Here is a 25,144-nt window from a genome sequence, read left to right as displayed (position 1 = left end):
TCACTCCCATTCTGCAGAACCAGCTATTTTCACAATAGAATACAACATGGATGCTAAGACATTGGGATTCGAGTAACTATTTTGATGTTCATAGCCAGTACCCTTGGTTTTTCCATGAGTGAATAAAGTGCCTGCTATTTTAGAGGCTGAACGCTCCGCCGGAACGGTTTCGTCACCGACCGCTTCGACAGGTTGTAATTTAAGAGTCAATACTTTTTTACCTGCTTGAACTGTTAATGTTCCCTTCTTATCATCAGTCAAAAGTTTCCATGTGTCCGCACTTGGGAGGGAACTTTGACGCGCATCCCAAACCTCCGGATTCATCACTTTGAAGACCAGGATTCCATAGCTCTTGTGTTCCTCTGATGAGCAAAAACTAGCGTAGCAATTTGTAGGATGAAAAGTTTTTTCAATAGAATCGAGAAATAAATTTGCCTTGATCAAGCGTTTTTTTACATTGGCCAACCCCGCGCCATCCTTATTTTTCCCATTAGCTGGATTTACCCAACTAGGGTTAACGAGACGCCACCAATTCATCTCGGGTTGAAGATAAATGCTGTCAAGCGCATTTTGGTTTCCTTGCGGCCAACTTAGGATGGTCTTCCCGGAACCATCGACGACTTTTAGCCAATCCTTACCATATCCCTCGGCTGGTAGCATCTCTAGCGGCGCCGGCGTGTTTGCCAAAATAGCGGTAGCATGTTCTCCATCAATCCCTAAAATTTCAGCACCGATCTCATCCTTTAAACCTTCTTTTTCTAGAAAACCAAAACGCATACGTTTATAAGCTGCTGCCGCCCCGAGCGTTGGCATTGCGTTATGGTATATTCCTAAAACTTTTACATCTGGATCGCTCAACAAGTTCCCATAATCTGGATGTATTAGAGCACGCCCCACAAGCCCTCCCATGCTATGTGTAATGATAATCACTTCTTTGCAGCTGAATCCACGTTTTTGGTAACCCTGTACGAGGCCTCTGATACGATTAGCTATAACTTTGGCGGAGTCCCCATTGCTCTTTAGGAAGTTATATCCCATTGCGTGTACTGGATACCAGCAGTTTGCAATTTTCTTCAGGTCATCCATCTTTAAATCTAAACCAGATAATGGGCCAAAGAGCGACATTTGGTATTTCGTATTCCAAATCCCGTATGGATCTAGTCGTCCCCCGCGCGAAATATTGTTGAGATATTTTTCAGCGATTTTCAACATTCCGCCATATGCGCCGGCAAAAAGTACCTCGCTCCAGCCTCGCCAACGCGCAATTTGAGCAGCAGTCGTATACTTGCGAGAAAGTTTCGGTCCGCTAGGAGGGCGAAAATGATTTTTGATCAAGGGTGGAATAGAGTTTAAGGAATCGGGGACATTTCGATGGCGTGCATCAGCTGCAAGGGTTTCCTTACCCTCGGGGTCAAATCTTCCTTGGTCCTCGGTATAGTGGTAATACTCGACTTCGGTCTCATTGGGGTCAAATACGAGCTGACGTTGAGCTGGCGAGGCCTTCCGAAAAAAGCCACCCATTCCCTGTTTAGTCGCAACTGATATTGTGCTGGAAACAAGGTCATCTGGGCGCCAAGCGCGATTATCTTCTCGTTCTAATTTTTCCTGCCGAGTCTTGCTCATGCGAAGGTTGCTACCCATTACTCCTGGAAGGAAAATGACCGGAATAACTTTTCCTGGAGGAACCTTAACGTCATGTCTGACCATATCGCTCGTGTCGGTCATGTGTACGGTGTACTCGGCCCAGCCGCCAACACCTTGGCCAAATTCTCGGTCATAGTTTCCGCGGTCGTTCAAGTTATTTGTATCGCTCATGGAAGTTCGCCTTTCCAACGGATCGTGTAGCTGTCTATTCCTGGCCCTTTTTGAACACTGGTACTTCCGTCGACGCTAGTCGTTCCTGCGATAACCGTTGCATCGTCGCGTATCAGCTCGTAAGCAACATTGTTCTCGGGTTTTGTGTCGGCATTGACGAAGTTTACTTCTTGGTCGAATTGATAATCGGACGAGCGTTCGTTAAATTCCTGCGACATACTCTTTGATGGGAGCGTCTCCAGGTTGCCGTGAAATAGCACAGGCGACAAAGTGAAAAACTGCACTTTCTCTCCGATCTCGACCATGTTATTAACGCCATGTAGTCGCACGCCTTTCTTGCCGCGGACGTTTACCCAGTCTGTCTCGCTAAGCAGTTCGAGCACTTTGTTGGCAATGACTTCGACGTTATCGCTTTGCGCCTGCACGGACACTTTGCCACTTGCGGCTACAAGCTTCATTCCCGCTTTATGCACGAAGAGCCTGAAGGTCTCTCCGACACTAGCGAACAAGCTATCGACGCTTCCGATCGACAAGCTTTTTCCGCTGGTGATGGCGGTGTGGCGACCGCTGGCAATATGTGTCGACTGAGCGGTTGTAAGCTCGATCCCGGCAGGGCTTGCCATGACGAGGTGCGGTTCGGCGAGCTCAGGAAATGCCCCTTTCACTGCGCCACGAATGTCCGAGTGCTGGGCTTTGACGTCCTCGGCGGCTTCGTCCTGCTGGCCCTTTTCCTGGGCATCGTGGTCGACCGCCATCGACGCCAGCTGCTCCTGGATCTGCGCCGCCGATGCCAGTCGCTGCACGGTTTCGCCCATGTCTTTGATGTGGGATGCCGCATTCTGTCGCGCTTCAGTTGTGATGAGCATGCCTTGGGCGGCTCGAGCGACGCCCCACGCGTCGGTCGCCAGCTCCCATCCTTCACCCCGAGCATCCTTGCGGCCGGTAGGGTCTTCAATGCGGGTAATGTGGCCTAGCGATAGTTGACTGCACTGGTGGTCGCTCTTCAACTGTGCCTGTATTTTCCCCGCAGTGTCATCAAGGACCAAGTGATTGCCGCGCTGGCTACCTTCCAACTCCCGGCTTCGCAGACCGGTGAGCGCAGACTGCTCAGGCAAGTTCCACGGTGGCATATGCCTGCCGTTGTAGAGCGCCCCCAGGATGAGCGGATGATCGATATTCCCGTTCGCATAAACAACCGCCACTTCCTCGCCAACACGCGGCAAACGGATCTGCCCGAACTCGTCGCCGGCAGCCGGTGTCATCACCCGGATCCACGGCGAGCTGTTCTCGTCGTACTTGTCCAGCCGGTTCCAGTGAAACTGCAGCTTGACCCGCCCGTAGTCGTCCGTATGAATGTCAGCGCCGGCCGGGCCAACCACGATCGCCGTATGCAGCCCCATGTAGGTACCGGGCTCGCTGTTGTAGTTGCGGCCCGGGCGCCAGCGGATATCCTTGCGAATGCAGGTCAGCCGGTTTTCGTAATGCGACGGTGCGCCTGGCCCGGCCTGGTAGTTGTTCGCCACCTCATGGTCGACAGAAAGGATGAGGTAGAAGCGGTCGTCGATGCTGCGGCGCGGTTCCGGATCGTATTCGGGTGATCGTGGTTCGGCACTGAAGTGTCCGCCGAGCTTGAAGGTACGCCCCGGCAGCACGCTCCGTTCATTGCCTTTTGCCTCGAAGTACTGCGTGTCCTTGTCCGCCTCCTCCATGCGCCGCGTTGCCAGCTGCTCGCCATCGTCGCGTATGCGAAAGCCGTAAGAACCTGTGTCTTCGTAGACTTCGTAGCGAAAGATATCGCCTTGCCGGTTGGCTGAAATGCCTTTGGCGCGCTGCGCGCTAGGGCTCTTGTAATCGAACGTTGCCAGCGTTGTCTGGCCCGAGCCGAGGCGTCGCACCGCCGTCCACTCGTGAATGCCGTCGTCCTCGAGCGATCCACTCTTCTTGTGGAACGGGATCACGTACGCTTCCTCATCGATCCGCTCGGACAAGAAGCTGTTGTCAGAGATCATGAGCCGGTGGCGGCCAAATTCGTGCTCGTACCAGTAATGCAAGCCGAGCGCTTCCCAGCGCCGGTGCAGGTGGTTGTAATCGGTCTCGTTATGCTGGTTGGCGACGGTCAGCTTTGCCTCGTCGATTGGGTACATATGCCAATCGGCCTGGCGATAGTGCTTCAGCGTTTCTTCGGTGATCTCCCGTACGCTTTTACCGTGAAACGACACGTTATCCTTGCGCAGCCGCGCGAACGCAAGCCACGGTTCGAGCACCATCTGGTAGAAGGCGAATCCGCCATCGGTGCGCAGGAAACGGAACTCGGTGATATGGCCGTTGAAGTAGCGCAGCGATCCGTCTTCGCGCACCAGGGAGATCACTACCATCCGGCCCATCAGCATTTTCAGGGGGATGCGTGCCTCGTCCGACAATACTTCGACGATAAAGCGGAACCCCCGCGAGACTTCTTCCCGGGCGACGAGCGTGTTTGGCAGCAGGATGGCGGGCGGCCCATCCTCGAACGGAAAATCCAGCCGCATCAGGCGCTTGTGTTGCGAGTTTCCGCTGAACGCCGACAGTGCGGCACCGGCCGCAATTACCTGGCTTAAGCCCATTGACTGCCTCCGGTAGCCGCTCGGCATCGCCGTAGCGCAAGTGGAAATTGTCCAGCGGCTACGTTACCTCGGTGTCGCCAAAGCGAAATTGATAGCAATCAATACGCTTCCCAGAGCCATTTTCTGATTTGGCCAGTCACCAGGCTCGAAGAGGCTAATTCAGCTAGTTGGGGGGCAGCTGTTACACGCGCCCAGATAGCAAAAAGCCCAATCCTGAGAATTGGGCTTTTTGCTTGACTAACTGGTGCCGGCTGCCGGTTTCGAACTGGCCACCTGATGATTACAAATTAGCAGAGGAAACAGTATGTCTTTGATTATTAAAGGAATTTAGTCGAACTATAGCGAAGATAAAAGTACTTTAGTTTCAGTAACTTAGCGTAATTTGTCGGGCAGAGCAATAACTGATTGATGTACCGCAGCTGTACCTGATTAGCTAAACCATACATCCATATATGCACCATGACGTATGAACAAATGCTAAGCAGAGAACTTCATGCCCCAGTTGCCGTCAATGGCGCACAACGCGCTAGTTCAGAGCGGACCCTCACGTTCGACCTGCGCATGCAACGGCCTCATTCCAAGCTAACGCTAATGCAAAATGCAAAATGCAAAATGCAATAGGGCAACGTGCGATGACCTCTTCAACGGCTTGTTGCAAACGAGCTTCAGGCAGGGTATGCTTTCCTTACCTTACGCGTAGGGCAGATTCGTAGTTGGTTGCATTTGTCCTTGTCGGGCGATTAGCCAGACACAAATTTATTGAGGATATTTAGGTTGCGTCAAGAGCTCGCCTAACGATCCTTCGAAACCCCACCTCAGGAGCGTTAGTCAATCTCTTAACGCATCCTTTAGGTAAGGAAACACTAAGACGGCCTCCTCGCGAGGCCGTCTTTTTTACTACTTCGCTCGATGAAGAAGTTTGAAGACCAGCTAATTGTCGAGTTCCAAGGCTTCGAACACGCCAAGTTCAATGTCTCATTTTTGCCGCCCCGTGTGTTTCTGTGTGGCGGAGAAGTTGATATAAAGGCAACTTTTCCGCGCAGTGCTCGTCAGCGTTTAATCGAATACTTTGCGGCCAGCGAACCTGATCTTCACAATGCATGCATCCAGGCCGAGGACTTCAAGGATTACTTCAAGGAAGGGGCCTATTCCGACCTGCTTGAGTTTGAGTCCGACATTGCCAGTGTCGCGACTTTAATCGTTGTATGCCTTGAGAGCCCAGGTTCGATGGTTGAGCTCGGCCTGTTCTGTATGGACCCCAAAGCTACAGGTAAACTACTTGTTTTCGCTCCGCATGAAAAAGTAGCCGCGGAGGATTCGTTTATCTATCTAGGGCCGCTGGCATATATCAAACGCCAAGATGCTGACTCAGTTTTTATTTACCCTTGGCCAAACGATAGCGAAAGCGAGTATGAGCACCTGAAGTTAATGGTCGGGGACATCAAGCAAAAACTTGAAAAAACGCAAAAAACTCAAAAATTTTCGGCTTCCAACCGGGCGCATATTGCATTGCTCATTCATGATATTGTGATGCTGGCGCATCCCATTACGGTGACAGAAATTGAATACGCCTTGTTGGCATTTAAGGTCGATCAAGAGCTAAAAACTGTTACACGTTTGCTATATCTGCTTGAAAAACTAGGCTTGGTGGGGCACGTTGTGTACAGCGGCGTTACCTATTATTTTGATAGGCCTGGAAGTGTGCGTAGAATCAAATTTGGCACGGATATTAAAGGGAAAACTCGCGATACCCAAGCGATTTCAATGGCATTTAGATCTGTCTATATCTTGGGTGATGACGAGCTGTCGAAGAAACGTACATTGGCATTAAAGCAGATTAACAAGCTGAAGGCGGAGATGAAATGAGCATATTTTCCACATTGGCTGACAAACTTCTGATGTCTGAGGAAGAATTGCTTCGATTCGCCTTAACGATGCCACGCCGGTATAAAAAATACGAAATTCTTAAGCGGAACGGCATTGACACGCGGCAGATTGCCCAGCCATCCAGAGAATCAAAATTCATTCAACGAATGATAATTGATGAACTTAGAGGTGTTCTGCGAGTACATAAAGCAGCAACCGCCTATGAAAAGGAAACGGGCATACGCTTAAATGCACTCCGGCATTTGAATAGTCGTTATCTGCTAAAGATGGATTTTAAGAATTTTTTTCCTAGCATTACCCCAGAACTTTTTTTCGCTGTTGCAGAGTCCTCGGGCGTTGATTTCGAACAAGCTGACAAAGTGTTCTTAGAGCATGCCCTGTTTTTTCGAGCAACACGGCGATCACGGTTGCGAATGAGTATTGGCGCACCAAGTTCGCCATTCATTTCAAATTTCGTAATGAACACCTTTGATCATGCGATGATGAAATTTTGTGTTGAAAGGAATATTTCTTATACACGATATGCCGATGATCTGACGTTTACGACTAATGAGAAAAACATACTTTTCGATCTCCCCAAAATGGTCGCGACTCTTCTTGCTGAATATTGCTTTAAAAAGATAAGGATAAACAGTAGCAAAACGGTTTTTTCGTCGAAACGATTCAATCGCCATGTGACCGGTATTGTTCTAACCAACAATAATGAGCTTTCGATTGGGCGAGCACGCAAACGTGAGATCGCATCACTCATAAATTCGTTCAGATATGGAGCCCTTTCTGAGGATGCTACATTGAAGCTAAAGGGTTTGATGGCTCACGCATATCACATTGAACCAGATTTTATCGCAAGAATGAAGCTGAAGTATTCATATGAAGTAGTGAATGCAATTCTACGATATCCATTAGCTATACAAACGTTAGAGCAATAGCCTTCCATTCTTGAGAATGAGCATTATCTTGGATCCGGACTGGCGGCGGACTTGCTTTAATGATGAGATGGCACAAGACTCAAATCGGCCTGCGTGACCGTCTGCTTCAGGTCGTAGGTGGACGCTACAATAGGTCCGCGGTTGGCCAAAGCAGAAACATGGCTTAACGTTCCGAGATAAATATTGGCAGACGAACCCTATGCATCTAACCTATGATTATCTTAAATTTCGAGGTCGAGCTAGTTTTGAAGCGGCTGATCCTGTGATCTAAGGATAAAAAATTGATTACCGAAGGCGATGTTTTTATGGATGCGAAAACGTACAATAACATCAGGCGCATAATTTTTTCGACTGCTAACAACCCGAAGAAGGGGTTTGGTTTAGCTCGGCAATATTTAGAAAAAACGTACCGCGCGAAGTTGGGTCAACGAAGTTATGTTGGCCTGTTGGCAGAACTCAAGTTCTACGAACGACACAGAAAAGAATTCGGTCTTACGGTTGCAGGCGATATGGGCGAGCACGCTGATTTTGCTGGCGTCTACGACAAAGGCGCTACTCGCTTCGACGTGACAACAAATTTAGAATTCAAGCGGTTCAGCACGTATGAACCTTTTATTGGCGAAGGCATGCGCTATCAGATCGCATTGTTAGATAGTACTAATTTCGAAATCATCGACATAATCGACCTGGCATTTAACCGGTGTAAATGTGGCGGATATCTTCTCCCGTTCGTTACGGTTTTCGACCTAGGAGGTCAATCGGATAATGGGTATGTTATGAATGTATGCTCAGGATGTAAATCGGTGGTTGAATTGGATGACAATGTTCGTCGTACAAATATGAGCTTAGCAGAATATGCTAAGAGTTCCTTATCTACTGGCTTTTCTAGCAATAAGCAGTCATATGATACCTACAGCGTAGATCAATATAAGTATCTTCGTAACCAACATCCCGAAGATAACTTGATGGGCATCGCCTTTCCCCATTATTTGGCAGGAGACCCCTATGCTGTAGAGTTAACCTTCTGCAACAAAGTTATTGACATCGATTTGTCAGGCGAACTGGTGATCGATAATTGGGTGGATGATATCGCTAACAAAGAAGAGAATGCAAATCTTTGGGTTGATGATTTCATGCAACCTTAAATTAGATTTTTTACGGGATGGATGAGTCCCGCACGGTTGGCATCTTTCGGCTGATGGTTGCAAGTGCGTCTGCGCTTGTACTATAACAAGCAACTGTGACAACCTCTTTTAAGCCGCAGGCTGCCGACACTTTTATGAAGCAAGTTTCTTTGCCCGATTGGGCTGATTTTGAGGATTCGCTGCGCGCTGAACTGACTGCTCTCGGATACACGGGAAAGGTGGTGGCGCGAAACTTTTCTTTGACTACATTCGACGCAGATCACACCGAAATCGACAGGCTCGCTATGGTCATCAATACAGGAACTGACCGCAGCCCGGACAGCCCTTTTTGGAACGAGCCGGGATTTGACCATGATCATGATGACGATCCCAGAGGCAAACAAGCCAATGAGATCATCTACGCCTTTACCCTCGACTTGCAGGTCAAGCCTTATCTGGTTCTCCATGACGTCAATCCCACATCGTTTGACATCACCGAAGGATTGAGTCCATACGACGGCATCGTGATCTATGACCATTGCAGCCTAGACCGGGTATCTAAGAACGAATATTGGTTCAACTGCAAGCCGTTGAACGCGGCTCTACTGGCGTTTACGCTGGCCAATGTAGACGGCGAGGCCTAACGTCCGCTGGCACTTCGTGTCGATTCGGTTTATTAAATTAACTATACAACGATAAACCCGACTAGCCGCAGGTATAGTTCTGCAATTCTGCTGAAGTAGACCGCTCAAGTAAACTTCGGCTTCCGGCCAGGAGCCGACGCTCACAGAGACTTTACAGCGGTAGACGCGCACCGCCCAAACAAGCGCGCTACGGCGTGGAGTCGCGCGAAAGGCTTGGCCGATGGCGTTGGGTCGTCGAGCGTACCTTGGATTGGCTACTCCGCTTCCGCAGATTGCGTATTCGACATGAGCAGCGAGCAGACATCCACCAGGCGTTCCTTTCGCTTGCCTGTTCGCTCATCTGTTGGCGGTATGTCGAACGGTTTTGTTAGGCGTTCTTAGTAGCACGGCTGCACGATGCGCGGTTGCCTGTTTCGCTGGCAAAAGCGATACCCTGTTGCCCGAAGACCGCACATCCATAGTAAGCGGCGTGCAGACATTCAGAAACGTTCTTACGCCTGTTTTCTCAGTAGGGGTTTCCATCAAGGAATATTTTCTATACAATTCCTTGTCGGTATCCGGCAACTTCTCCTCACAAACTCTTCCATCGGATGTTTCCGTTGAAAGAGCATCACCGCTAAGATTTCTTAACGCTTTTGCGGCACAAATCTGAATAGCCTCATGGCTTTCGCAATCTCCGGCGCTCGGCCGCCAAATGTAATCCCGACGTAGTCTCCATCGCCCGATCTTGTGCTGACAAGCTCGCTTGCGATCTTCCACGTCTTCCTTCTTAACGCGTCACTACCTGGTAGTGACGCGCGTCCCGATACCTCCGCAAACCTAGTGTCTATGCGGGTTCCAACAGGCGAACCCGAAGTGACAACCTAAAAATGTCATTTTATGAAACCCAAAACGGCTGAAAAATTCAGATTCTGAACTTTTTTACACGTCAGAAAATCCAAAAAAGCAATCCAGAAAGGAGTCTTCGCAAGAGCCCCGCGCGGCGCATAGCGCACCTGTTCAGCATGTTTTACCAGGCCGAAGTACCCCCGTCTGCATGACGGCAGCCGCTCCCATCTAAACGACGTAGGACCACCTTGCATGCAGTGCGGTGTTGTAGTACTAGGATTTTTTGTCACGAACTCGTGAGACTTTTTTATGGCTAAGACGTACAAGCAAGGCGATTCCACAACTGCGAAGTTCATGAAGGCGGCCTTGGTCGACAAAGGCGCAGCGACGCTAACGAAGACCAGGATGCAGACCACGTTTAAGGCGATTGAGGTCTTTGGAAAGCAGCAGCGGTGGGGATCGGTCGATCCGGCTTCGCTTACGGCTAAGCAGCTCAAGGGTTTTGTGGCGGCTCGCATCGAAAAAGGTATCAGCGCCCGATCGATCCAAAACGAGATGAGCCATGTGCGGCGCGCCCTGGAGGGAGTTGGGCGCGCTGAGTTCGCCCAAGACGTTTGCTCGAACAAGGAGCTCGGGGTACCGTCTGGGAGCCGGATCGGATCCGGCAAAGTGGTTGAGCCTGAACTGCTGCAGCACGCGTTAGAGCGAGCGCCGGCGGATACTAAAGCGCTCATCGAGCTGAGCCGTAGTCTAGGCCTGCGAGAGCGCGAAGCAATCCAGTCAGCCAACTCCTTACGGGAGTGGGGGCGGGCTCTATCTCAAGGACAGCCCATCATTGTTAGGGATGGGACGAAGGGTGGACGAGCGAGATCCGTCGTAGTGGCCCCAGGAGGGCTAGAAAGGGCCGTAGAAGCCGTTAAAGCGGCGCAGACCGTGTTGGGGCAGCAAAAGCAATTGGTGATCAGCAGGAGCCTAAAAGCGGCCATAGAGCAGCATTCTGATCGACTGGCCAAGCTCGGCCTGAAAGGCGAGAACTCATGCCACGCTCTGCGGCGCGCCTTCGCCATGGACCAGTACAAGCACTATCTGGCTGCTGGCAGTAGTCAGAAGGTCGCTTTGTCCAGGACGTCGAATGACCTGGGTCATGGCGACGGCCGCGGGCGGTGGGTCTTCAACAACTACATCAGGAATTCGCTGTGAACGAGGTCTACACCACGCACAAGATGCCAGTTGGCACCTTCTGGAAGGCAGCGGAAGAGACTTGCGGTGGAACGATGCTGCAGCAGCTCGAGCCGCCGAATGAGGATCTGGCCAAGGTCAGGTTTGCGCACTCGGTCTTCGAGGTGTTGAAGACCAAGCGGAAGAGAGGAGAGACAGTACGCCAGACGCTCGAGCGAATCATTCTCGCAGCGTCACCTAGTTGAAAGGTGTCCTTTTTTGATAGGCAAAACGTCGAAAACGACAGAAAGATGCTCGTTCGTACTAGTAGGTGACTGTAAATTCCCGCACATTGCTAAGAAAATCGAATTTGAAGAACAGTTAAGCACCGAAAAGGCAGGGAAAATCCCACTTCTTGAAAAGCCACTAAGAAGCCTATCAAAAACGTACACCTTTCGTGTTTGCGTTCCGGCGCCGGTTCTGTCAATTCTTCCTATGAAGTTCAGTACGAAATTCCTGAACTGCACAGCTAAAGGGCACCAAGGAGTCGATGAAGTCTTGGCGAAGCAATTGTCGAGTATGAGCCCAGAAGCTCGGCGCCAGAGGCTGAGGCTCGCGACTCCGGAGAACCTGCCACGAAGTGACAAAGAAGCCCCTGAACGGGGCAGTGGCTAAGCGCCCAACGCGCTTGAGTCGAGAGGACACAGACATGATTCTCCCTGATTACCAGTGTGGAAAGCGGCTAAGTACCAGATGCACGAGCGCCTTATAGCAGACCTTTGTGTGCTCAGTATATCGTCGTTCTTGAGTTGGTGGGTGCGCGCTTGTTGGGCGCTGAGGGGACTGTCATTCCGTTATACGGACGAGTGAGCGACGTCTCGTATGAAAGGAAATGGGGGCCACGTGGCCCCCAAACTAGCTCATACCAGGACTTTCCTTCAGTCCATCGCGCATCTGCTGCGCCCGTTTGGGAAAGAGCTTTTCTATAAGCTCTGCAGAGGGTTCTGATGTCACCAAAGTGACCTTTGACCGTGCCACGGCCGCTTCGTTCTGCTGTCGCCTTGCACGCTCAGCCTGAACAGCATGTCCTTTTACAAGCGAAAAGCCTCCTTCGTTGGCCTTTGCGACAAGTGTCCGTGCTAAACCTACAATTCCACTTCTCAGCTTTCCGGATCGCCTGTAGCCCTCCAGCTCATCCAGGACGTCCTGCCGTGCGTGAGCGTTGCAATCAAGAATTAATCGCTGTAGCTCGACCATTTCAGCCGCAGTCACATCTGGGTATGTGAGCAGTTCGCATCGATCATTAAGCTCGACGTTCTGGCGGCGTCCGGCTTCGTCTGGTCGCTGGATGGTGTCTTTGGTTGTGGTTATATTTTTTGTTGATTGTTTTCTCCTTGGTACTACGTTATGTACGTGTCCACCAGACACGGCAGAACCGTCTGCGGCGCGACCGGGGGTGGCTGAACCGTGGGTGGAAAACCCGTCCATGGTGAGTGACCGTGAAACTGGCGTAAAAATGATCTCCCAAGTCCACAGACCTCCTGCGCCGTTTATCTTTCTGCGTGATAAATACTCAGCTGCTTCCAGCTGTTCGGCAATGCGTTTCCAGCGTTCCTTACTAAGGATCTTGCCCTGTTGGGCGAGTCGATTGCGAAGCACACTTATGCTGATCTGCCAGCCATCTTGCTTGATGGCAAGCCAGGCAGCCACAGCTCGGGTATCGAGGTCGAGGCGCGGATCTTCAAGTAGCGCTTCAGGTACTATGCCGAAACGATATGTGTGATGGATCTGTACAACTCCGCCGCTATGGTGCTTGAATTTGTTGTCGCTCTTCGGCGCTGCGGCGTTGCTCATGCTTGATCAATGATCCTGGCGATCTGGACGGTTTTGAAGAACACACGTCGGCCGATCTTCACGCGAGCGGCATTCAACTCTAAGGACCCGGGTGACTTGTTGCTGAGAGAAATTCGTAGCCCATCTGGGCTACGGTTGAGGATTTGAGCGAGTTGCGTCAGCGTGAGCAACGGTGAGCGGTACTGGTTGAGCAAAATTTCTTCTGTGGTCACTTCTGATCCTTTCGTTACGGTGGGTATCGAAAGAATACGAAGCTTTTATGCTGGCGCAACTTCAAATCCTGCTGCATTTTGTGAAGAATTCGCTTGAAGCGATAAATTTTGTCCGCCATCGCTGTGGCGCGGGCACGTTTGACTGAGCCCACGCGTGGGAGCGCAATTTTGTGCAAAATCAAGGTAGAGTCTGGCGCTAAAGGTCTTGCGGAGCCGGAGGATTTTTTTTCAAACGATCAAGCTTTGTGACCAGGTCCTCGGCTCGAAGGTGCGTATATCGTCGAAGCATCTGCATGGACTTGTGCCCACTAATCGAAGCCACCTCCTGATCACTGAGCCCTCCTTCAACAAGGCGGCTTACTGCTTCATGGCGCAGGTCATGGAAGTGGAGGTCAGCGATCCCGAGAGCGTCTTTGATTTCGGCCCAGACCTTCGTGAACTGATAGGGGCGGCGCTTCCCGTCTTTGCCTGGCTCTCCGAAGAACACGAGCTCGCTATCCTTCGGTCGCAAGGGATTTTCGAGTGCTGCCTTGAAGGCTGCTGTGGCGGAGATCGTCAGCGGGACTGTACGCGCTGAATCGTTCTTGGTGTCCGAGAGCCGGACAACACGAGCAGTCAAGTCCAGCTGCGGTTTCCGTAGGTTCAGGATTTCAGACTGACGCATGCCTGTCTCGATCGCAATGCGGACGATCCAGCCAAGCATGGGATTACTGTACTGGTCGACCGCGTTCAATAAACGCTGTTCCTCGGTTGCATTCAAGCGACGGTCACGTCCTTTGCCAGGACTGGGCTTTCGGATTGCAGCGACTGGGTTGTGAGAAAGCCCAAGGCCCCACTCCTGAATCGCGATCGTGAACAGATTGCTTAGCAAGGCCAACTCTATACGCACGGTGTTGTTCGACTTGCCGGCGCCAATACGATGATCACGATAGGACGCGACCAGGTCGCTCGAGAGGGCAGCCATTGAGTACTTGCCCAGAAAGCCGGTCAGGTGCTCGGCTGTGATTTTCTCACTGCGCTGAGTAGTCGGCTTCTTGGTAGGCGTGACCTCCAACAAGTACCTTTGCAAAGCGTCTTTGACTGTCAGACGCTCTGCACCGGTCCTCGAGATATAGACACCGCGTACCATGCCATCTTCGGTGTTGCGCGCCCAGTCTGTGGCGTCTCGTTTGGTACGAAAAGTTTTTGAAGTAATGGGCCATCCTTGCTTGCGGATGATGGCTTTCCATGTACCTGAGTCGGTCTTGACGAACGTTGCCATTGAACCTCTGTGATCTGTAGCTGTACCTAAAGTGTACCTGTTGAAGATTCACAAAGACAAATGCCTTAGGTGAAAATCACCTAAGGCATTGTTTTCAAAGCTAAATTTTGGTGCCGGCTGCCGGTTTCGAACTGGCCACCTGATGATTACAAATCAACTGCTCTACCAAATGAGCTAAGCCGGCGTGATCTTTAGAGCAAGAATTATACGCTATTTGATCCGCGTGAGGGTCGGTCGTCCACCCTTCTTCGGTGGCTCGTCATCGCCACCCGATGGCGGGGCAGACACTTCCGTATCCGGCACCACCGGCGAATCCACGCCCTTTGATGGCACCGCCGACAGCGATGGCCCCGCAGGCGCCGTACCCACTTCAGGCGACGACCCATCCGACGACGCAGCAGGCAATGCACCCACTTCAAACGCCATCCCCTGGCCATTCTCGTTGGCATAAATCGCCAGCACATTGTGCACAGGGATATAGATCTCGCGCGACACGCCGTTGAAGCGTGCACGGAAGTGAACAGCGTCGTTATCCATCTTCAGTGCCGAGGTGGCGCCGAAGCTGATGTTCAGGATGATCTCGCCCTTGCGGACGTATTCCATCGGCACCGTCGTCGATCCATCGACCTTGACTGCGAGGTAAGGCGTAAAGCCACTGTCGGTGCACCATTCGTAGATGGCGCGCAGCAGGTAGGGTTTGGTGGAGATCTCTGACATGGTGGTATGGGCTAGCAATACAGGCAAAACGGGCGTTCGCGCCAGTCTATCGGATTCGCCCGAAGAACGTCCGATTCCGGCGCGTACGGTGCGGCTGAGGACAGGGGCGGCAACAAGTCCGCCCCAGGTCCATCAACGACGCATCACTTTCTCGGACGGGGTCAGCGCCTCGATGTAGGCAGGGCGCGAGAAGATGCGCTCGGCGTACTTCATCAGCGGTGCAGCCGTCTTCGACAGTTCGATGCCGTAGTGGTCCAGGCGCCAGAGCAGCGGTGCGATGGCCACGTCGAGCATCGAGAACTCGTCACCCAGCATGTACTTGTTCTTCAGGAACAGCGGTGCCAGCGTGGTCAGGCGGTCGCGGATTTCGGTGCGGGCCTTGTCGTGGATCTTGTCGTTCGACTTGTTGCGCTCGCTTTCCAGCGTGTGCACGTGGACGAACAGCTCTTTTTCAAAGTTGAACAGCATCAGGCGGGCACGGGCGCGCATCAGCGGGTCGGCCGGCATCAGTTGCGGATGCGGGAAGCGCTCGTCGATGTACTCGTTGATGATGTTCGATTCGTACAGGATCAGTTCGCGCTCGACCAGGATTGGGACCTGGCCGTACGGGTTCATCGTCGAAATATCTTCCGGCTTGTTGAACAGGTCGACGTCGCGCACTTCGAAGTCCATGCCCTTTTCGAACAGGACGAGGCGGCAGCGTTGGGAGAACGGGCACGTGGTGCCGGAGTAGAGAACCATCATGGTTTATAGTTCCTTAAGAAACAAAGGGGTGCAGCGCCGAGCACTCACCCCAGAGAAATGATTGCCCGTATTATAGCCAACCGGACAACGAAAGCGAATTACTTCACTTCTTTCCAGTACGATTCATTCAATCGCCAGGCCAAAAAGGCGAAAATCGTCAGGAACAGGAGCACGAATGCCCCCAATCGCTTGCGTGTTGCCTGCGCCGGCTCGGCCATCCAGACCATGTAGGCAACCAGGTCGGCGGTGGCGGTGTTGAACTCCTGCTGGGTCATGGTGCCGGGGTTCACTTGCTCGAAGCCGGCGAAGGTGTGGACCATCTTGCCGGGCTCATGCGGATCGGGCTGGTTCGTGAACTTTGCCGTGCGGATCCCCTGCTGCAGCCACATCGCGTGCGGCATCGCGACATTCGGCACCACCATATTGTTCCAGCCGGTCGGGCGCGTCTCGTCCTGGTAGAACGTGCGCAGATAGGTGTACAGGTAGTCGGCGCCCGAGCCGCCCGGCGACGCCTTGGCCCGCGCAATGACCGACAAATCCGGTGGCACCGCGCCGAACCAGGCCTTGGCATCGTTCGGGCGCATGGCCGTGGTCATCATGTCGCCGACCTTGTCGGCAGAAAACAACAAATTTTGCCGGATCTGGTCGTCTGTCAGGCCCAGGTCGCGCAGGCGGTTGTAGCGCATCGACGCAGCCGAGTGGCAATTCAGGCAGTGGTTGACGAACAGCTTGGCGCCGTTTTGCAGCGATGCCAGGTCGGCGCGGTCCGGGGCGCGGTCGAGCGGGAAGCTGCCTTCGGCGGCGAATGCCAGGCCGGGCGCCAGGGCCAGGATGGCGAGCAGTTTTTTCACAAGCAATGTCATGGGATGTCCTTGTGCGCGGGTCCGAAGGCGTCAGTGCGGGGTGAAGGTGACACGGGTCGGCACCGGCTTGAAGGTGCCCATCGTGCTCCACCACGGCATCAGGAGGAAGAACCCGAAGTACGCCAGCGTGCACACTTGCGAGATCAGCGTGAACGCGGCCGTCGGCAATTGCGTGCCCAGGTAGCCCAGCGTCACGAACACCACGGCAAACACCGCATACACCCACTTGTGCCAGTCGGGACGGTAGCGCAGCGAGCGGGCCGGCGAGTGATCCAGCCATGGCATGCCGGCAATGATCATCACCGACGAGCCGAACAGCACCACGCCCCAGAACTTGGCGTCGAGCACTTGCGGCAGCATGCCGATGACCAGCAGCAGGCCGACCACGGCGATGATTGCCTTGGTCGTGAAGGCCAGGCGCGACTTGAACCAGATGAAGACGACGTAGGCCGCGACCGCTGCCATCAGCACGTACATGAAGTCGGCCGTCGTGGCGCGCAGCACCGAGTAGAACGGCGTGAAGTACCAGGTCGGCGCGATGTGCGACGGGGTTTTCATCGAGTCGGCCGGCAGGAAGTTGTTGTACTCGAGGAAGTAGCCGCCCATCTCTGGGGCGAAGAACACGACCGCCGAGAACAGCAGCAGGAACACGCTGACGCCGAACAGATCCTTGGTGGTGTAGTACGGGTGCGACGGGATCGTGTCGAGCGGGTAGCCGTCCGGGCCGATGTGGTCCTTGACTTCGATGCCGTCCGGATTGTTCGAACCCACCTCGTGCAGCGCCGTCAGGTGGGCCACGACCAGGCCGATGATGACCAGGGGCAGGGCGATCACGTGGAAGGCGAAGAAGCGGTTCAGCGTGGCGTCCGACACCACGTAATCGCCGCGGATCCACAGCGACAAATCGCTGCCGATGACGGGAATCGCGCCGAACAGGTTGACGATCACCTGCGCGCCCCAGTACGACATCTGGCCCCACGGCAGCAGGTAGCCGAAGAACGCCTCGGCCATCAGGCATAAAAAGATGCCGAAGCCGAACAGCCAGACCAGCTCGCGCGGTTTGCGGTACGAGCCGTACATGAGGCCGCGCGCCATGTGCAGGTAGACGACGATGAAGAAGGCCGACGCGCCGGTCGAGTGCATGTAGCGCACCAGCCAGCCCCACGGCACTTCGCGCATGATGTACTCGACCGAGCCGAAGGCCAGCGTCGCGTCGGGCTTGTAGTGCATCGTCAGGAAAATGCCGGTGACGATCTGCAGCACCAGGACCAAGGCCGAGAGCGAACCGAACAGATACCAGACGTTGAAATTCTTGGGCGCGTGGTACTTGCCCCACTGATCGTTCCACAGCTTGGTGGCCGGAAAGCGGTCGTCGACCCAGGCCAGTGCCTTCCGGGCCGCCGGTGCATCGGCGGGCAGCTTTGTCTCCTTGAACGCGCCCATGGTTATGCCTCGCCTTTCTCGTCTTTGCCGATCACGATCCTGCTATCGGAGAGATACATGTACGGGGGAACGTCCATATTCGTCGGCGCCGGCTTGTTCTTGAAGACGCGTGCGGACAGATCGAAGGTCGAGCCATGGCACGGGCACAGGAAGCCGCCCGGCCAGTCGTTGGGCAGGTTCGGCTGCGGGCCGGCGGCCAGGCGCGACGAGGGCGAACAGCCCAGGTGCGAGCAGATGCCCACGGTGACCAGCACTTCCTTGTGTTCGACGCGCGAGCGGTGGGGGTTCTTGCAGTATTCCGGCATCTCGAGCTGGAATATCTTTTCGGAGGCGGGGTCGGCCAGTTCGTCCTGGTCTTTGTCGAGCGTGGCCATCATGGCCGGGGTACGGCGCAGAATCCAGACCGGCTTGCCGCGCCATTCGACGACTTTCATTTCGCCGGGGGCGACGTCGCCGATATCGACTTCAACCGGTGCGCCTGCGGCCTTGGCGCGCTCGGATGGCTGGAAGGTGCTGACCAGGGCTCCCGCCGTGGCCACGCCGACGACGCCGCCTGCGGCGCATGTCGCGACCAGCAAGCCCCGTCGACCAGGATCGACCTGCTTTTGAGTACTCATACCAACCCCACTCCGTGAATATACGAATTATAAGAATTAAGTCCGAGCTTCCAGCTTGCAAAATTATATGTGAACGGCAACACCTATAGAAAAAATATTGTCTTGCCTACACGCCTTGCAAAAATGGTCTTTTGCACCACACTTGTGCCTCGGTTGACGCCGCCACCGAAAGGCATCGGTTATCATGCAACGACTTATTTCAACAACAATGAGAGGGGTTAGTCATGGCAATGATGGACGAATTCAAGAAGTTTGCGATGCGCGGCAATGTGATGGACCTGGCCGTCGGCGTGATCATCGGTGGGGCCTTCGGCCGTATCGTCGATTCGCTGGTCAAGGACGTCATCATGCCGCCGATCGGCGCGATGTTCGGTGGTCTTGATTTCGCCAATTATTACATCCCCCTCAATGGCCAGGGCTATAACCTACCACTTGCCGAGGCGCAAAAGGCAGGGGCCGTGCTGGCGTACGGTAATTTCTTGACGATCATGCTGAACTTTATCCTTCTTGCATTTGTCATCTTCCAGATGGTGCGCCTGATGAACCGCCTGCGTGGCCCCGTCGAAGCACCGACACCGGCCGCCACGCCTGAAGACGTACTGCTGCTGCGCGAGATCCGGGACGCCCTCAAAAAGTGAAAGATGACATCGTCCGCGACATAAGGCCCCCGCATCCGTTGCGGCGTTTCTGGGTCCGTTCCTGGCTGCTGTTTGCGCAAACGGTTACGGTAGCGCTGGCCATCTGGTTTGTCGTGGCCGCGTTGCGGCCGGGCTGGCTCGAATCGACGCCGGCACCGAAGCAAGTGCAGGTGGGTACCCCGGGCAAACCGGTGCCCATGCTGCAGGCGCCACCCCGGCCCGCCACCGGCAGCTACCGCGACGCTGCCGCCAAGGCGATGTCGTCGGTAGTCAATATCTACACGAGCAAGGCGTCGCGCGAGGCGCATCCGCTGCTGAAAGACCCGCTGTTTCGCCGGTTCTTCGGCGGCGACCGCGCGCCGCAGGCCGAGCAGCTGGCCAGCCTCGGCTCGGGCGTCATCGTCAGCAGCGACGGGTACATCGTCACCAATTTCCATGTGATCGATGGCGCCGATGCGATCGAGGTGGGCCTGGCCGATGGCCGCAAGGCAGCGGCAACGCTGGTCGGCACCGATCCGGAAACCGACCTGGCCGTGATCCGCATCAAGGAGCGCAACTTGCCGGTGATGGTGCTGGGCGACCCGGAACTGGCGCGCGTGGGCGACGTGGTACTGGCCATCGGCAACCCATTCGGTGTCGGCCAGACGGTCACGATGGGGATCATCTCGGCGCTGGGGCGTAACAACCTGCACATCAACCACGTCGAGAATTTCATCCAGACCGATGCCGCGATCAACTTCGGCAACTCGGGCGGGGCGCTGGTCGATACCAATGGCCACCTGCTTGGCATCAACTCGGCGATTTATTCGCAGAGCGGCGGCTCGGTGGGCATCGGGTTTGCCATTCCCGTGTCCACCGCCAAGAGCGTGCTGGACGCCATCGTCAAGAACGGTGAGGTAGTGCGCGGCTGGATCGGCATCGAGTCACAGGACATCACGCCCGAAATGGTCGAGAGCTTTGGCTTGTCCAAACGCAGCGGCGCCATGATTGCCGGCGTGGTGCGCGGCGGGCCGGCCGAGCGCGCCGGGATTCAGCCGGGCGACATCCTGGTGGCAGTTGCTGGTAAAAAAGTGGCTGACACGAGCGAGATGCTCAAGCTGGTGGCCCAGCTCGAGCCGGGCGCGTCCGTACCAATGACGATTGTGCGCCAGGGGCGTGAAACAGCGATCGCCGTCAAGGTCGGCCGCCGTCCACGCCAGACGCCCTGAACTTCTTGAATTTTATTTTCGGACCCACATGCACCTGCGCGACCTGACGCAATACTTGAACGAACTGACCGAGAGCAATAACCGCCCCTGGTTCATCATGAACAAGCCGCGCTACGATATCCTGCGCGAAGAATTCCAGGAGGTTGTCACTGAACTGATCCGGGCCATCACGGCCTTCGACAAGCAGGTCGCGGCCTGCAACCCGAAGAAGGCGATGTTCCGCATCAACCGCGACATTCGCTTTTCAAAGAACAAAACGCCGTACAAGACGCGCTTCTCGGCCGGTATCACGCCGAACGACAAGCGCCGGCCCAGTGCAGGCGGTGGCTCGACCTATTATTTCCAGATCGATGCCAGCGGCAAGCTCGGTTTTGGCGTCGGCGAATACCTGCCGCCACCCCCGCGCCTGAAGGCCATTCGTGAGCACGTGGTCAACGATGCGACGGGTTTTGGCAAAATGTTGAAGAATAAGCATCTCCGCGCCACCTATGGTGACCTCCTGGACGAGGACAAGTTGCAGCGTCCACCAAAGGGTTTCGATGCGGATCATCCGCATGTCGAGTACCTGAAGCTGAAAAGCTTTTTCGTGTGGACCGAAGTCGATCTGGCGCTCAATGCGCCGGAAAAACTGGTGCCGCAACTGGCGCAGGGATTCAAGGACGCGTTTGCGCTGGTCACCTGGCTGCGCAGCGTTCCAGAACAACACGACGAATAGAGGAGGGCGACATGGCCTTGCATCACGCTACATCCGGCGAGAAAATCGCATTGCAACGCGGCGATAACGATATCGCCCATTTCACCTCGGTGGCCCTGGTCAAGACCGAGCATATGGAACTGATCCGGCTGGTACTGCCGGTGGAACGCCCCATTCCCGAGCACCGGGTCGATGGCGAAGTGACGGTACTGTGCCTGGAAGGCGAAATCGCCGTCGATGCGCATGGAGCAACGACGTCGCTGCTGCCCAACGAAATGGTGTATCTGAGCGGTGGTGTGCCGCACACGGTCCGCGCCGTGAAGGACGCAGTGGCGCTCATGACCATTCTGATCGGGCCGCAGCAAGCTGCCTGATACGCGGCTCCGACAAATTGCTTGATACGTAGGGTGGACGGCTATGCCGTCCACGCGGTGATGGTTGGCGGCGAGATCATCCGGCACGCCACGCCACGCTTTACGCGACTTCGATCCGCGGATCCCTTGCCAGCAAACCCGCCGCCGTTCGCGCTGCATCCACCCCATCAAACAGCACGCCAGCCACCGCCTCGGTGATCGGCATATCTACACCCAGCTTGTGCGCCAGTTCGCGCACGGCTTTTGCACATGGCACGCCTTCGGCCACATGGCCCAGCTCGGCCACGATGGTCGCCAGCGCCTTGCCTTCTGCCAGCGCCAGGCCCACGCGCCGGTTACGCGACAGATCGCCCGTACACGTCAGGATCAGGTCGCCCATGCCACTGAGGCCCATGAACGTGCCCGGCTGCGCGCCCAGCGCCAGTCCCAGGCGCGTGATCTCGGCCAGTCCGCGCGTGATCAGGGCGGCGCGGGCATTCAGGCCCAGGCCCAGGCCGTCCGATGTGCCAGTGGCAATGGCCATCACGTTCTTGACGGCGCCGCCGACTTCCACGCCGACCAGGTCGTCGCACGAATACACGCGCAGGTTGTCGCCGTGCGCCAGCGCGACGACGCGTTCACGTAAAGCGCGCGAGCTCGATGCGACGGTCAGCGCGCACGGCAGGCCGCGCGCCACTTCCTGGGCGAACGACGGGCCGGACAGCGCTGCGCCCGGCACGGCGTCGCCCAGGACTTGCGCGACCACCTGGTGCGGCAGCAGGGCGGTGCCGGCCTCGAAGCCCTTGCACAGCCAGACGACGTTGGGAATCGAGCGACCGCGCAATTGTTCGAGCAGGGGGCGCAGGCCGGCCACCGGGCAGGCCAGGATCAGGAGCGGCGTCTCGTCCGGCGCGCTCGTGGCGACATGGGCCAGCGCCGCGTCGAAGTCGGCGCTCACGCGCAGGGATGCCGGCAGCGGATGGCCTGGCAGGTAGGCGCGGTTGTCGCGCGCGGCGTCGATGTCCTGCATCTGCTGGGGATTGCGGCCCCACAGCAGCACGTCGTGGCGCGCCGCCAGGGCGATGGCCACGGCGGTGCCCCAGGCGCCGGCGCCCAGGACAGTGATTTTGGTGAGCTTATTCTGTTGCATGGAACTCCTGCAGAGGATTACAGGCCCCAGACATCCGAGACCTTGATGTGATCAAAGGCGAATGCGCGCGGGGCGACCGGCAATGCGGCGCATGAGGCAATCAATGGGGAGCGGGCAAGACGGCGGGCGGAGAACATGGCGGGCCTGGATGGTGGTTGAAACCGGGACACCGGACATCTGGCACGAACGCGGCGTGGCGCCGCGTTCGTCGGGTACGACTGCTGCTTAGTTCGACGGCGCTGCTGCGGCTTCGGCCATGGCCTGGGCGCGCTGCTGGTAGAAGGCTTCGAAGTTGATCTCGGCCAGGTGCACTGGCGGGAAGCCGGCACGGCTGATCACGTCAGCGATGTTCGCGCGCAGGTATGGATAGATGATGTTCGGGCAGCCGATGCCCAGCAGTGGATCCATCTGGTCAGCCGGGATGTTACGGGCTTCGAAGATGCCTGCCTGCTTGCCTTCGACCAGGAACGCAACCTTGTCCTTGACCTTGGCGGTGACGGTGATCGTCACGGTCGACTCGTAGATGCCTTCGGCGATGCTTTCAGCACCCACGTCGAGCGACACTTCGATCGCTGGCGCTTCTTGCTCCAGGAAGATCGATGGCGAGTTCGGTTGCTCCAGCGACATGTCTTTCAGGTAGACGCGTTGGATTTGGAATACTGGTTGCAGAGTTTCGTCGGACATGGAACGCTTTCTAATAATAGTGGGAAGTGGCGGGCCACTCCGGTTGCCTGGTCGAGCGCGACGTCGTGAACGGGCCGTCGGATCGAACACGACGGCAATTGTAGCAAAATCAACTTGCTTGCAATAGCAGTCTTGCCGCCGACGGCCGCGCTACGCAGCGCGCATGCAGCTTACTCGCCCTTGAGCAGCGGGTCCAGGCGGCCTGCCTGGTCCAGCGCATACAGTTCGTCAAAGCCGCCGACGTGCGTATCGCCAATATAAATCTGTGGGACCGTGCGGCGACCGGTGCGCTGCATCATGACCTGGCGCTGCTCGGGATCCAGGTCGACACGGATGCCTTCGATCTCGGTGACACCCTTGGCTTCGAGCAGGCGCTCGGCGCGGACGCAGTAAGGGCAAGATGCGGTGTGGTACAAAACGACGTGAGCTGCCATGATGAATCCTTTCGTGTGCCCGATCGACTCGATGGGGCGGTTTATTTGGTGAGCGGCAAGCCTGCAGCCTTCCAGGCCGCCAGGCCGCCTTCCAGGCTGTGGACGTCCTCGAAACCGGCCGCCTGCAACTGGCGCGCTGCCTTGTCGCTGCGTGCGCCGGTCTGGCAGACCATGACGACGGTCCGGGTTTTCGACTTGTCCAGTTCGCCAACGCGAGCACCCAAGTCTGCCAGCGGGATGTGTTTCGCGTCGCGCAGGTGACCGGCGGCGAATTCTTCGCTGCTGCGCACGTCGACGATCGTGGTCTTGCCGCGGTTGATCATCTGCGTCAGCTGCAGCGGCGATGCGCGTTTTCCGCGCGGCGCCAGGGCTGGCCACAACAGCGCGCCGCCAGCGAGAACGGCGATCGCTACGAGGAAAATGTTATCGATAATGAATTTCACAAGGGTTCCGATTGGTTGAACTGAATCGGGGCATTATAAAATAGATGCTGGACCGGACATCAACCAGAAATTTTGCGAAAAGAGCTTTCATGTACAAAATCGTATTCATGCGCCATGGCGAATCCACCTGGAACCTGGAAAACCGCTTCACCGGCTGGGTCGACGTCGACCTGACCGCCAAGGGTGTGGCTGAAGCAAAGGCCGCTGGCCGCGCGCTCAAGGAGGCCGGTTTCACGTTCGACCTCACGTATACCTCGGTGCTCAAGCGCGCGATCCGCACGCTGTGGCTGGCGCTGGACGAGATGGATGCGATGTATCTGCCGGTCAAGAACGACTGGCGCCTGAACGAGCGTCACTACGGCGCGCTGCAGGGCCTCGACAAGGGCGAGACCGCCGCCAAATTCGGCGACGAGCAGGTGCTGGTCTGGCGCCGCAGCTACGACACGCCGCCGCCGGCGCTCGAGAAGGACGATTCGCGCACGTCGTTCAATGACCCGCGCTATGCCAGCCTGGACGAGAGCCAGATTCCGCTGACCGAATGCCTGAAAGACACCGTGGCGCGCGTGATGCCAGCCTGGAACGACGAGATCGCCCCGGCGATCCGCGCCGGCAAGAACATCCTGATTTCGGCCCACGGCAACAGCCTGCGCGCCATCATCAAGATGCTCGACAACATCAGCGATGCCGACATTGTGGGCCTGAACATCCCGAACGGCCAGCCGCTCGTGTACGAACTCGACGCCGACCTCAAGCCGATCAAGCACTACTACCTGGGCGACCAGGCGGCGATTGCCGCTGCCATGGCCGCGGTCGCAAACCAAGGGAAGGCGAAGTAATCTTT

The 25,144-nt window shown here is 55.7% G+C and carries 25 protein-coding genes, 1 tRNA gene and 1 pseudogene; 12 read left to right on the top strand and 15 right to left on the bottom strand.

Annotated elements, in window-relative coordinates:
* Together IFU00_18435 and tssI are read right to left on the bottom strand one after the other, a co-directional pair.
* Window positions 1-1,815, bottom strand: coding sequence for a hypothetical protein (locus IFU00_18435; protein ID MBD8544258.1), 1,815 nt, complete (start codon window positions 1,813-1,815; stop codon window positions 1-3).
* Window positions 1,812-4,418, bottom strand: coding sequence for a type VI secretion system tip protein VgrG (tssI, locus tag IFU00_18430; protein MBD8544257.1), 2,607 nt, complete (start codon window positions 4,416-4,418; stop codon window positions 1,812-1,814). Before tssI ends, IFU00_18435 begins: the two co-directional genes overlap by 4 nt.
* Before the next feature lie 909 nt (window positions 4,419-5,327).
* Between tssI and IFU00_18425 the strand changes: the two genes are divergently transcribed.
* From IFU00_18425 to IFU00_18395, 7 genes and pseudogenes are all read left to right on the top strand, one after another.
* Window positions 5,328-6,284, top strand: coding sequence for a hypothetical protein (locus IFU00_18425; GenBank protein MBD8544256.1), 957 nt, complete (start codon window positions 5,328-5,330; stop codon window positions 6,282-6,284).
* Window positions 6,281-7,234, top strand: a complete 954-nt coding sequence (locus tag IFU00_18420) for an RNA-directed DNA polymerase (GenBank protein MBD8544255.1) — start codon at window positions 6,281-6,283, stop codon at window positions 7,232-7,234. The genes IFU00_18425 and IFU00_18420 overlap by 4 nt, the downstream gene beginning before the upstream one ends.
* 281 nt (window positions 7,235-7,515) lie before the next feature.
* Complete coding sequence (locus IFU00_18415; GenBank protein ID MBD8544254.1) at window positions 7,516-8,379, top strand: hypothetical protein; 864 nt, start codon at window positions 7,516-7,518, stop codon at window positions 8,377-8,379.
* 95 nt (window positions 8,380-8,474) lie between these two features.
* Window positions 8,475-9,002 (top strand): hypothetical protein, encoded by a 528-nt coding sequence (locus IFU00_18410; protein MBD8544253.1) that lies wholly within the window; start codon window positions 8,475-8,477, stop codon window positions 9,000-9,002.
* Window positions 9,003-9,214: 212 nt separating this feature from the next.
* Window positions 9,215-9,373, top strand: a pseudogene (locus IFU00_18405) (transposase).
* A gap of 766 nt (window positions 9,374-10,139) precedes the next feature.
* The gene (locus IFU00_18400; GenBank protein ID MBD8544252.1) at window positions 10,140-11,030 is read left to right on the top strand and encodes an integrase domain-containing protein; all 891 of its coding nucleotides are present in this window, start codon (window positions 10,140-10,142) and stop codon (window positions 11,028-11,030) included.
* On the top strand, window positions 11,027-11,254 hold the full coding sequence (locus tag IFU00_18395) for a hypothetical protein (GenBank protein ID MBD8544251.1): 228 nt from the start codon (window positions 11,027-11,029) through the stop codon (window positions 11,252-11,254). Before IFU00_18400 ends, IFU00_18395 begins: the two co-directional genes overlap by 4 nt.
* Before the next feature lie 649 nt (window positions 11,255-11,903).
* On the opposite strand, the gene IFU00_18390 is transcribed toward IFU00_18395, so the two are convergent.
* The 9 genes from IFU00_18390 to petA all read right to left on the bottom strand — a co-directional run bounded on the left by IFU00_18390 (window position 11,904) and on the right by petA (window position 18,699).
* Complete coding sequence (locus tag IFU00_18390) at window positions 11,904-12,842, bottom strand: hypothetical protein (protein ID MBD8544250.1); 939 nt, start codon at window positions 12,840-12,842, stop codon at window positions 11,904-11,906.
* Complete coding sequence (locus IFU00_18385) at window positions 12,839-13,054, bottom strand: DNA-binding protein (GenBank protein MBD8544249.1); 216 nt, start codon at window positions 13,052-13,054, stop codon at window positions 12,839-12,841. The genes IFU00_18390 and IFU00_18385 overlap by 4 nt, the downstream gene beginning before the upstream one ends.
* A gap of 196 nt (window positions 13,055-13,250) precedes the next feature.
* Complete coding sequence (locus tag IFU00_18380; protein ID MBD8544248.1) at window positions 13,251-14,315, bottom strand: site-specific integrase; 1,065 nt, start codon at window positions 14,313-14,315, stop codon at window positions 13,251-13,253.
* 108 nt (window positions 14,316-14,423) lie between these two features.
* Window positions 14,424-14,499, bottom strand: a tRNA-Thr gene (locus IFU00_18375).
* A gap of 26 nt (window positions 14,500-14,525) precedes the next feature.
* A complete protein-coding gene (locus IFU00_18370; GenBank protein ID MBD8544247.1) occupies window positions 14,526-15,032 on the bottom strand; it encodes a ClpXP protease specificity-enhancing factor in 507 nt (168 codons plus the stop codon).
* A 132-nt stretch (window positions 15,033-15,164) separates the two neighbouring features.
* Window positions 15,165-15,776: a glutathione S-transferase N-terminal domain-containing protein gene (locus IFU00_18365; GenBank protein ID MBD8544246.1), complete on the bottom strand. Its 612-nt coding sequence runs from the start codon at window positions 15,774-15,776 to the stop codon at window positions 15,165-15,167.
* A gap of 98 nt (window positions 15,777-15,874) precedes the next feature.
* Window positions 15,875-16,639 carry a cytochrome c1 gene (locus tag IFU00_18360; protein MBD8544245.1) on the bottom strand — a complete coding sequence of 255 codons (765 nt, stop codon included), beginning with the start codon at window positions 16,637-16,639 and terminating at the stop codon, window positions 15,875-15,877.
* Between the two features lie 30 nt (window positions 16,640-16,669).
* Entirely contained in the window at window positions 16,670-18,082 is a 1,413-nt protein-coding gene (locus IFU00_18355) for a cytochrome bc complex cytochrome b subunit (GenBank protein MBD8544244.1), read from the bottom strand.
* Window positions 18,083-18,084: 2 nt separating this feature from the next.
* Window positions 18,085-18,699 carry a ubiquinol-cytochrome c reductase iron-sulfur subunit gene (gene petA, locus IFU00_18350; GenBank protein MBD8544243.1) on the bottom strand — a complete coding sequence of 205 codons (615 nt, stop codon included), beginning with the start codon at window positions 18,697-18,699 and terminating at the stop codon, window positions 18,085-18,087.
* A gap of 224 nt (window positions 18,700-18,923) precedes the next feature.
* Here petA and mscL point away from each other — a divergent pair, with 224 nt between their 5' ends.
* The 4 genes from mscL to IFU00_18330 all read left to right on the top strand — a co-directional run bounded on the left by mscL (window position 18,924) and on the right by IFU00_18330 (window position 21,613).
* The gene (gene mscL, locus IFU00_18345; protein MBD8544242.1) at window positions 18,924-19,337 is read left to right on the top strand and encodes a large conductance mechanosensitive channel protein MscL; all 414 of its coding nucleotides are present in this window, start codon (window positions 18,924-18,926) and stop codon (window positions 19,335-19,337) included.
* A gap of 68 nt (window positions 19,338-19,405) precedes the next feature.
* Window positions 19,406-20,545, top strand: a complete 1,140-nt coding sequence (locus IFU00_18340) for a trypsin-like peptidase domain-containing protein (protein MBD8544241.1) — start codon at window positions 19,406-19,408, stop codon at window positions 20,543-20,545.
* Window positions 20,546-20,573: 28 nt separating this feature from the next.
* Window positions 20,574-21,260: a DUF2461 domain-containing protein gene (locus tag IFU00_18335; GenBank protein ID MBD8544240.1), complete on the top strand. Its 687-nt coding sequence runs from the start codon at window positions 20,574-20,576 to the stop codon at window positions 21,258-21,260.
* An 11-nt stretch (window positions 21,261-21,271) separates the two neighbouring features.
* A complete protein-coding gene (locus IFU00_18330; protein ID MBD8544239.1) occupies window positions 21,272-21,613 on the top strand; it encodes a hypothetical protein in 342 nt (113 codons plus the stop codon).
* A 100-nt stretch (window positions 21,614-21,713) separates the two neighbouring features.
* Here the strand turns inward: IFU00_18330 and IFU00_18325 are convergent, their stop codons facing one another.
* The 4 genes from IFU00_18325 to IFU00_18310 all read right to left on the bottom strand — a co-directional run bounded on the left by IFU00_18325 (window position 21,714) and on the right by IFU00_18310 (window position 24,303).
* Entirely contained in the window at window positions 21,714-22,742 is a 1,029-nt protein-coding gene (locus IFU00_18325) for an NAD(P)-dependent glycerol-3-phosphate dehydrogenase (GenBank protein ID MBD8544238.1), read from the bottom strand.
* A gap of 225 nt (window positions 22,743-22,967) precedes the next feature.
* Window positions 22,968-23,426 carry a protein-export chaperone SecB gene (gene secB, locus IFU00_18320; GenBank protein MBD8544237.1) on the bottom strand — a complete coding sequence of 153 codons (459 nt, stop codon included), beginning with the start codon at window positions 23,424-23,426 and terminating at the stop codon, window positions 22,968-22,970.
* Between the two features lie 170 nt (window positions 23,427-23,596).
* Entirely contained in the window at window positions 23,597-23,860 is a 264-nt protein-coding gene (gene grxC / locus IFU00_18315) for a glutaredoxin 3 (protein ID MBD8544236.1), read from the bottom strand.
* Between the two features lie 41 nt (window positions 23,861-23,901).
* A complete protein-coding gene (locus IFU00_18310; protein ID MBD8544235.1) occupies window positions 23,902-24,303 on the bottom strand; it encodes a rhodanese-like domain-containing protein in 402 nt (133 codons plus the stop codon).
* A gap of 89 nt (window positions 24,304-24,392) precedes the next feature.
* Here IFU00_18310 and gpmA point away from each other — a divergent pair, with 89 nt between their 5' ends.
* Window positions 24,393-25,139: a 2,3-diphosphoglycerate-dependent phosphoglycerate mutase gene (gene gpmA, locus IFU00_18305; protein MBD8544234.1), complete on the top strand. Its 747-nt coding sequence runs from the start codon at window positions 24,393-24,395 to the stop codon at window positions 25,137-25,139.
* The last annotated feature ends 5 nt before the right edge of the window (window positions 25,140-25,144 follow it).

This window comes from Oxalobacteraceae sp. CFBP 8761 (genome assembly GCA_014841595.1).
GTDB lineage: Bacteria > Pseudomonadota > Gammaproteobacteria > Burkholderiales > Burkholderiaceae_D > Telluria.
The sequence above is the reverse complement of the archived record's forward strand: the minus strand, read 5'-3'. Positions and strand labels throughout refer to the sequence as shown.

Bases quoted from the DNA above. Each gene is read 5' to 3' on its own strand.
- IFU00_18435 (MBD8544258.1), bottom strand. From the start codon at position 1,815: ATGAGCGATACAAATAACTTGAACGACCGCGGAAACTATGACCGAGAA.
- IFU00_18390 (MBD8544250.1), bottom strand. From the start codon at position 12,842: ATGAGCAACGCCGCAGCGCCGAAGAGCGACAACAAATTCAAGCACCAT.
- IFU00_18380 (MBD8544248.1), bottom strand. From the start codon at position 14,315: ATGGCAACGTTCGTCAAGACCGACTCAGGTACATGGAAAGCCATCATC.
- IFU00_18400 (MBD8544252.1), top strand. From the start codon at position 10,140: ATGGCTAAGACGTACAAGCAAGGCGATTCCACAACTGCGAAGTTCATG.
- IFU00_18365 (MBD8544246.1), bottom strand. From the start codon at position 15,776: ATGATGGTTCTCTACTCCGGCACCACGTGCCCGTTCTCCCAACGCTGC.
- IFU00_18420 (MBD8544255.1), top strand. From the start codon at position 6,281: ATGAGCATATTTTCCACATTGGCTGACAAACTTCTGATGTCTGAGGAA.
- gpmA (MBD8544234.1), top strand. From the start codon at position 24,393: ATGTACAAAATCGTATTCATGCGCCATGGCGAATCCACCTGGAACCTG.
- IFU00_18425 (MBD8544256.1), top strand. From the start codon at position 5,328: ATGAAGAAGTTTGAAGACCAGCTAATTGTCGAGTTCCAAGGCTTCGAA.
- mscL (MBD8544242.1), top strand. From the start codon at position 18,924: ATGGCAATGATGGACGAATTCAAGAAGTTTGCGATGCGCGGCAATGTG.
- IFU00_18335 (MBD8544240.1), top strand. From the start codon at position 20,574: ATGCACCTGCGCGACCTGACGCAATACTTGAACGAACTGACCGAGAGC.
- IFU00_18325 (MBD8544238.1), bottom strand. From the start codon at position 22,742: ATGCAACAGAATAAGCTCACCAAAATCACTGTCCTGGGCGCCGGCGCC.
- IFU00_18360 (MBD8544245.1), bottom strand. From the start codon at position 16,639: ATGACATTGCTTGTGAAAAAACTGCTCGCCATCCTGGCCCTGGCGCCC.
- grxC (MBD8544236.1), bottom strand. From the start codon at position 23,860: ATGGCAGCTCACGTCGTTTTGTACCACACCGCATCTTGCCCTTACTGC.
- tssI (MBD8544257.1), bottom strand. From the start codon at position 4,418: ATGGGCTTAAGCCAGGTAATTGCGGCCGGTGCCGCACTGTCGGCGTTC.
- petA (MBD8544243.1), bottom strand. From the start codon at position 18,699: ATGAGTACTCAAAAGCAGGTCGATCCTGGTCGACGGGGCTTGCTGGTC.
- IFU00_18355 (MBD8544244.1), bottom strand. From the start codon at position 18,082: ATGGGCGCGTTCAAGGAGACAAAGCTGCCCGCCGATGCACCGGCGGCC.
- IFU00_18330 (MBD8544239.1), top strand. From the start codon at position 21,272: ATGGCCTTGCATCACGCTACATCCGGCGAGAAAATCGCATTGCAACGC.
- secB (MBD8544237.1), bottom strand. From the start codon at position 23,426: ATGTCCGACGAAACTCTGCAACCAGTATTCCAAATCCAACGCGTCTAC.
- IFU00_18370 (MBD8544247.1), bottom strand. From the start codon at position 15,032: ATGTCAGAGATCTCCACCAAACCCTACCTGCTGCGCGCCATCTACGAA.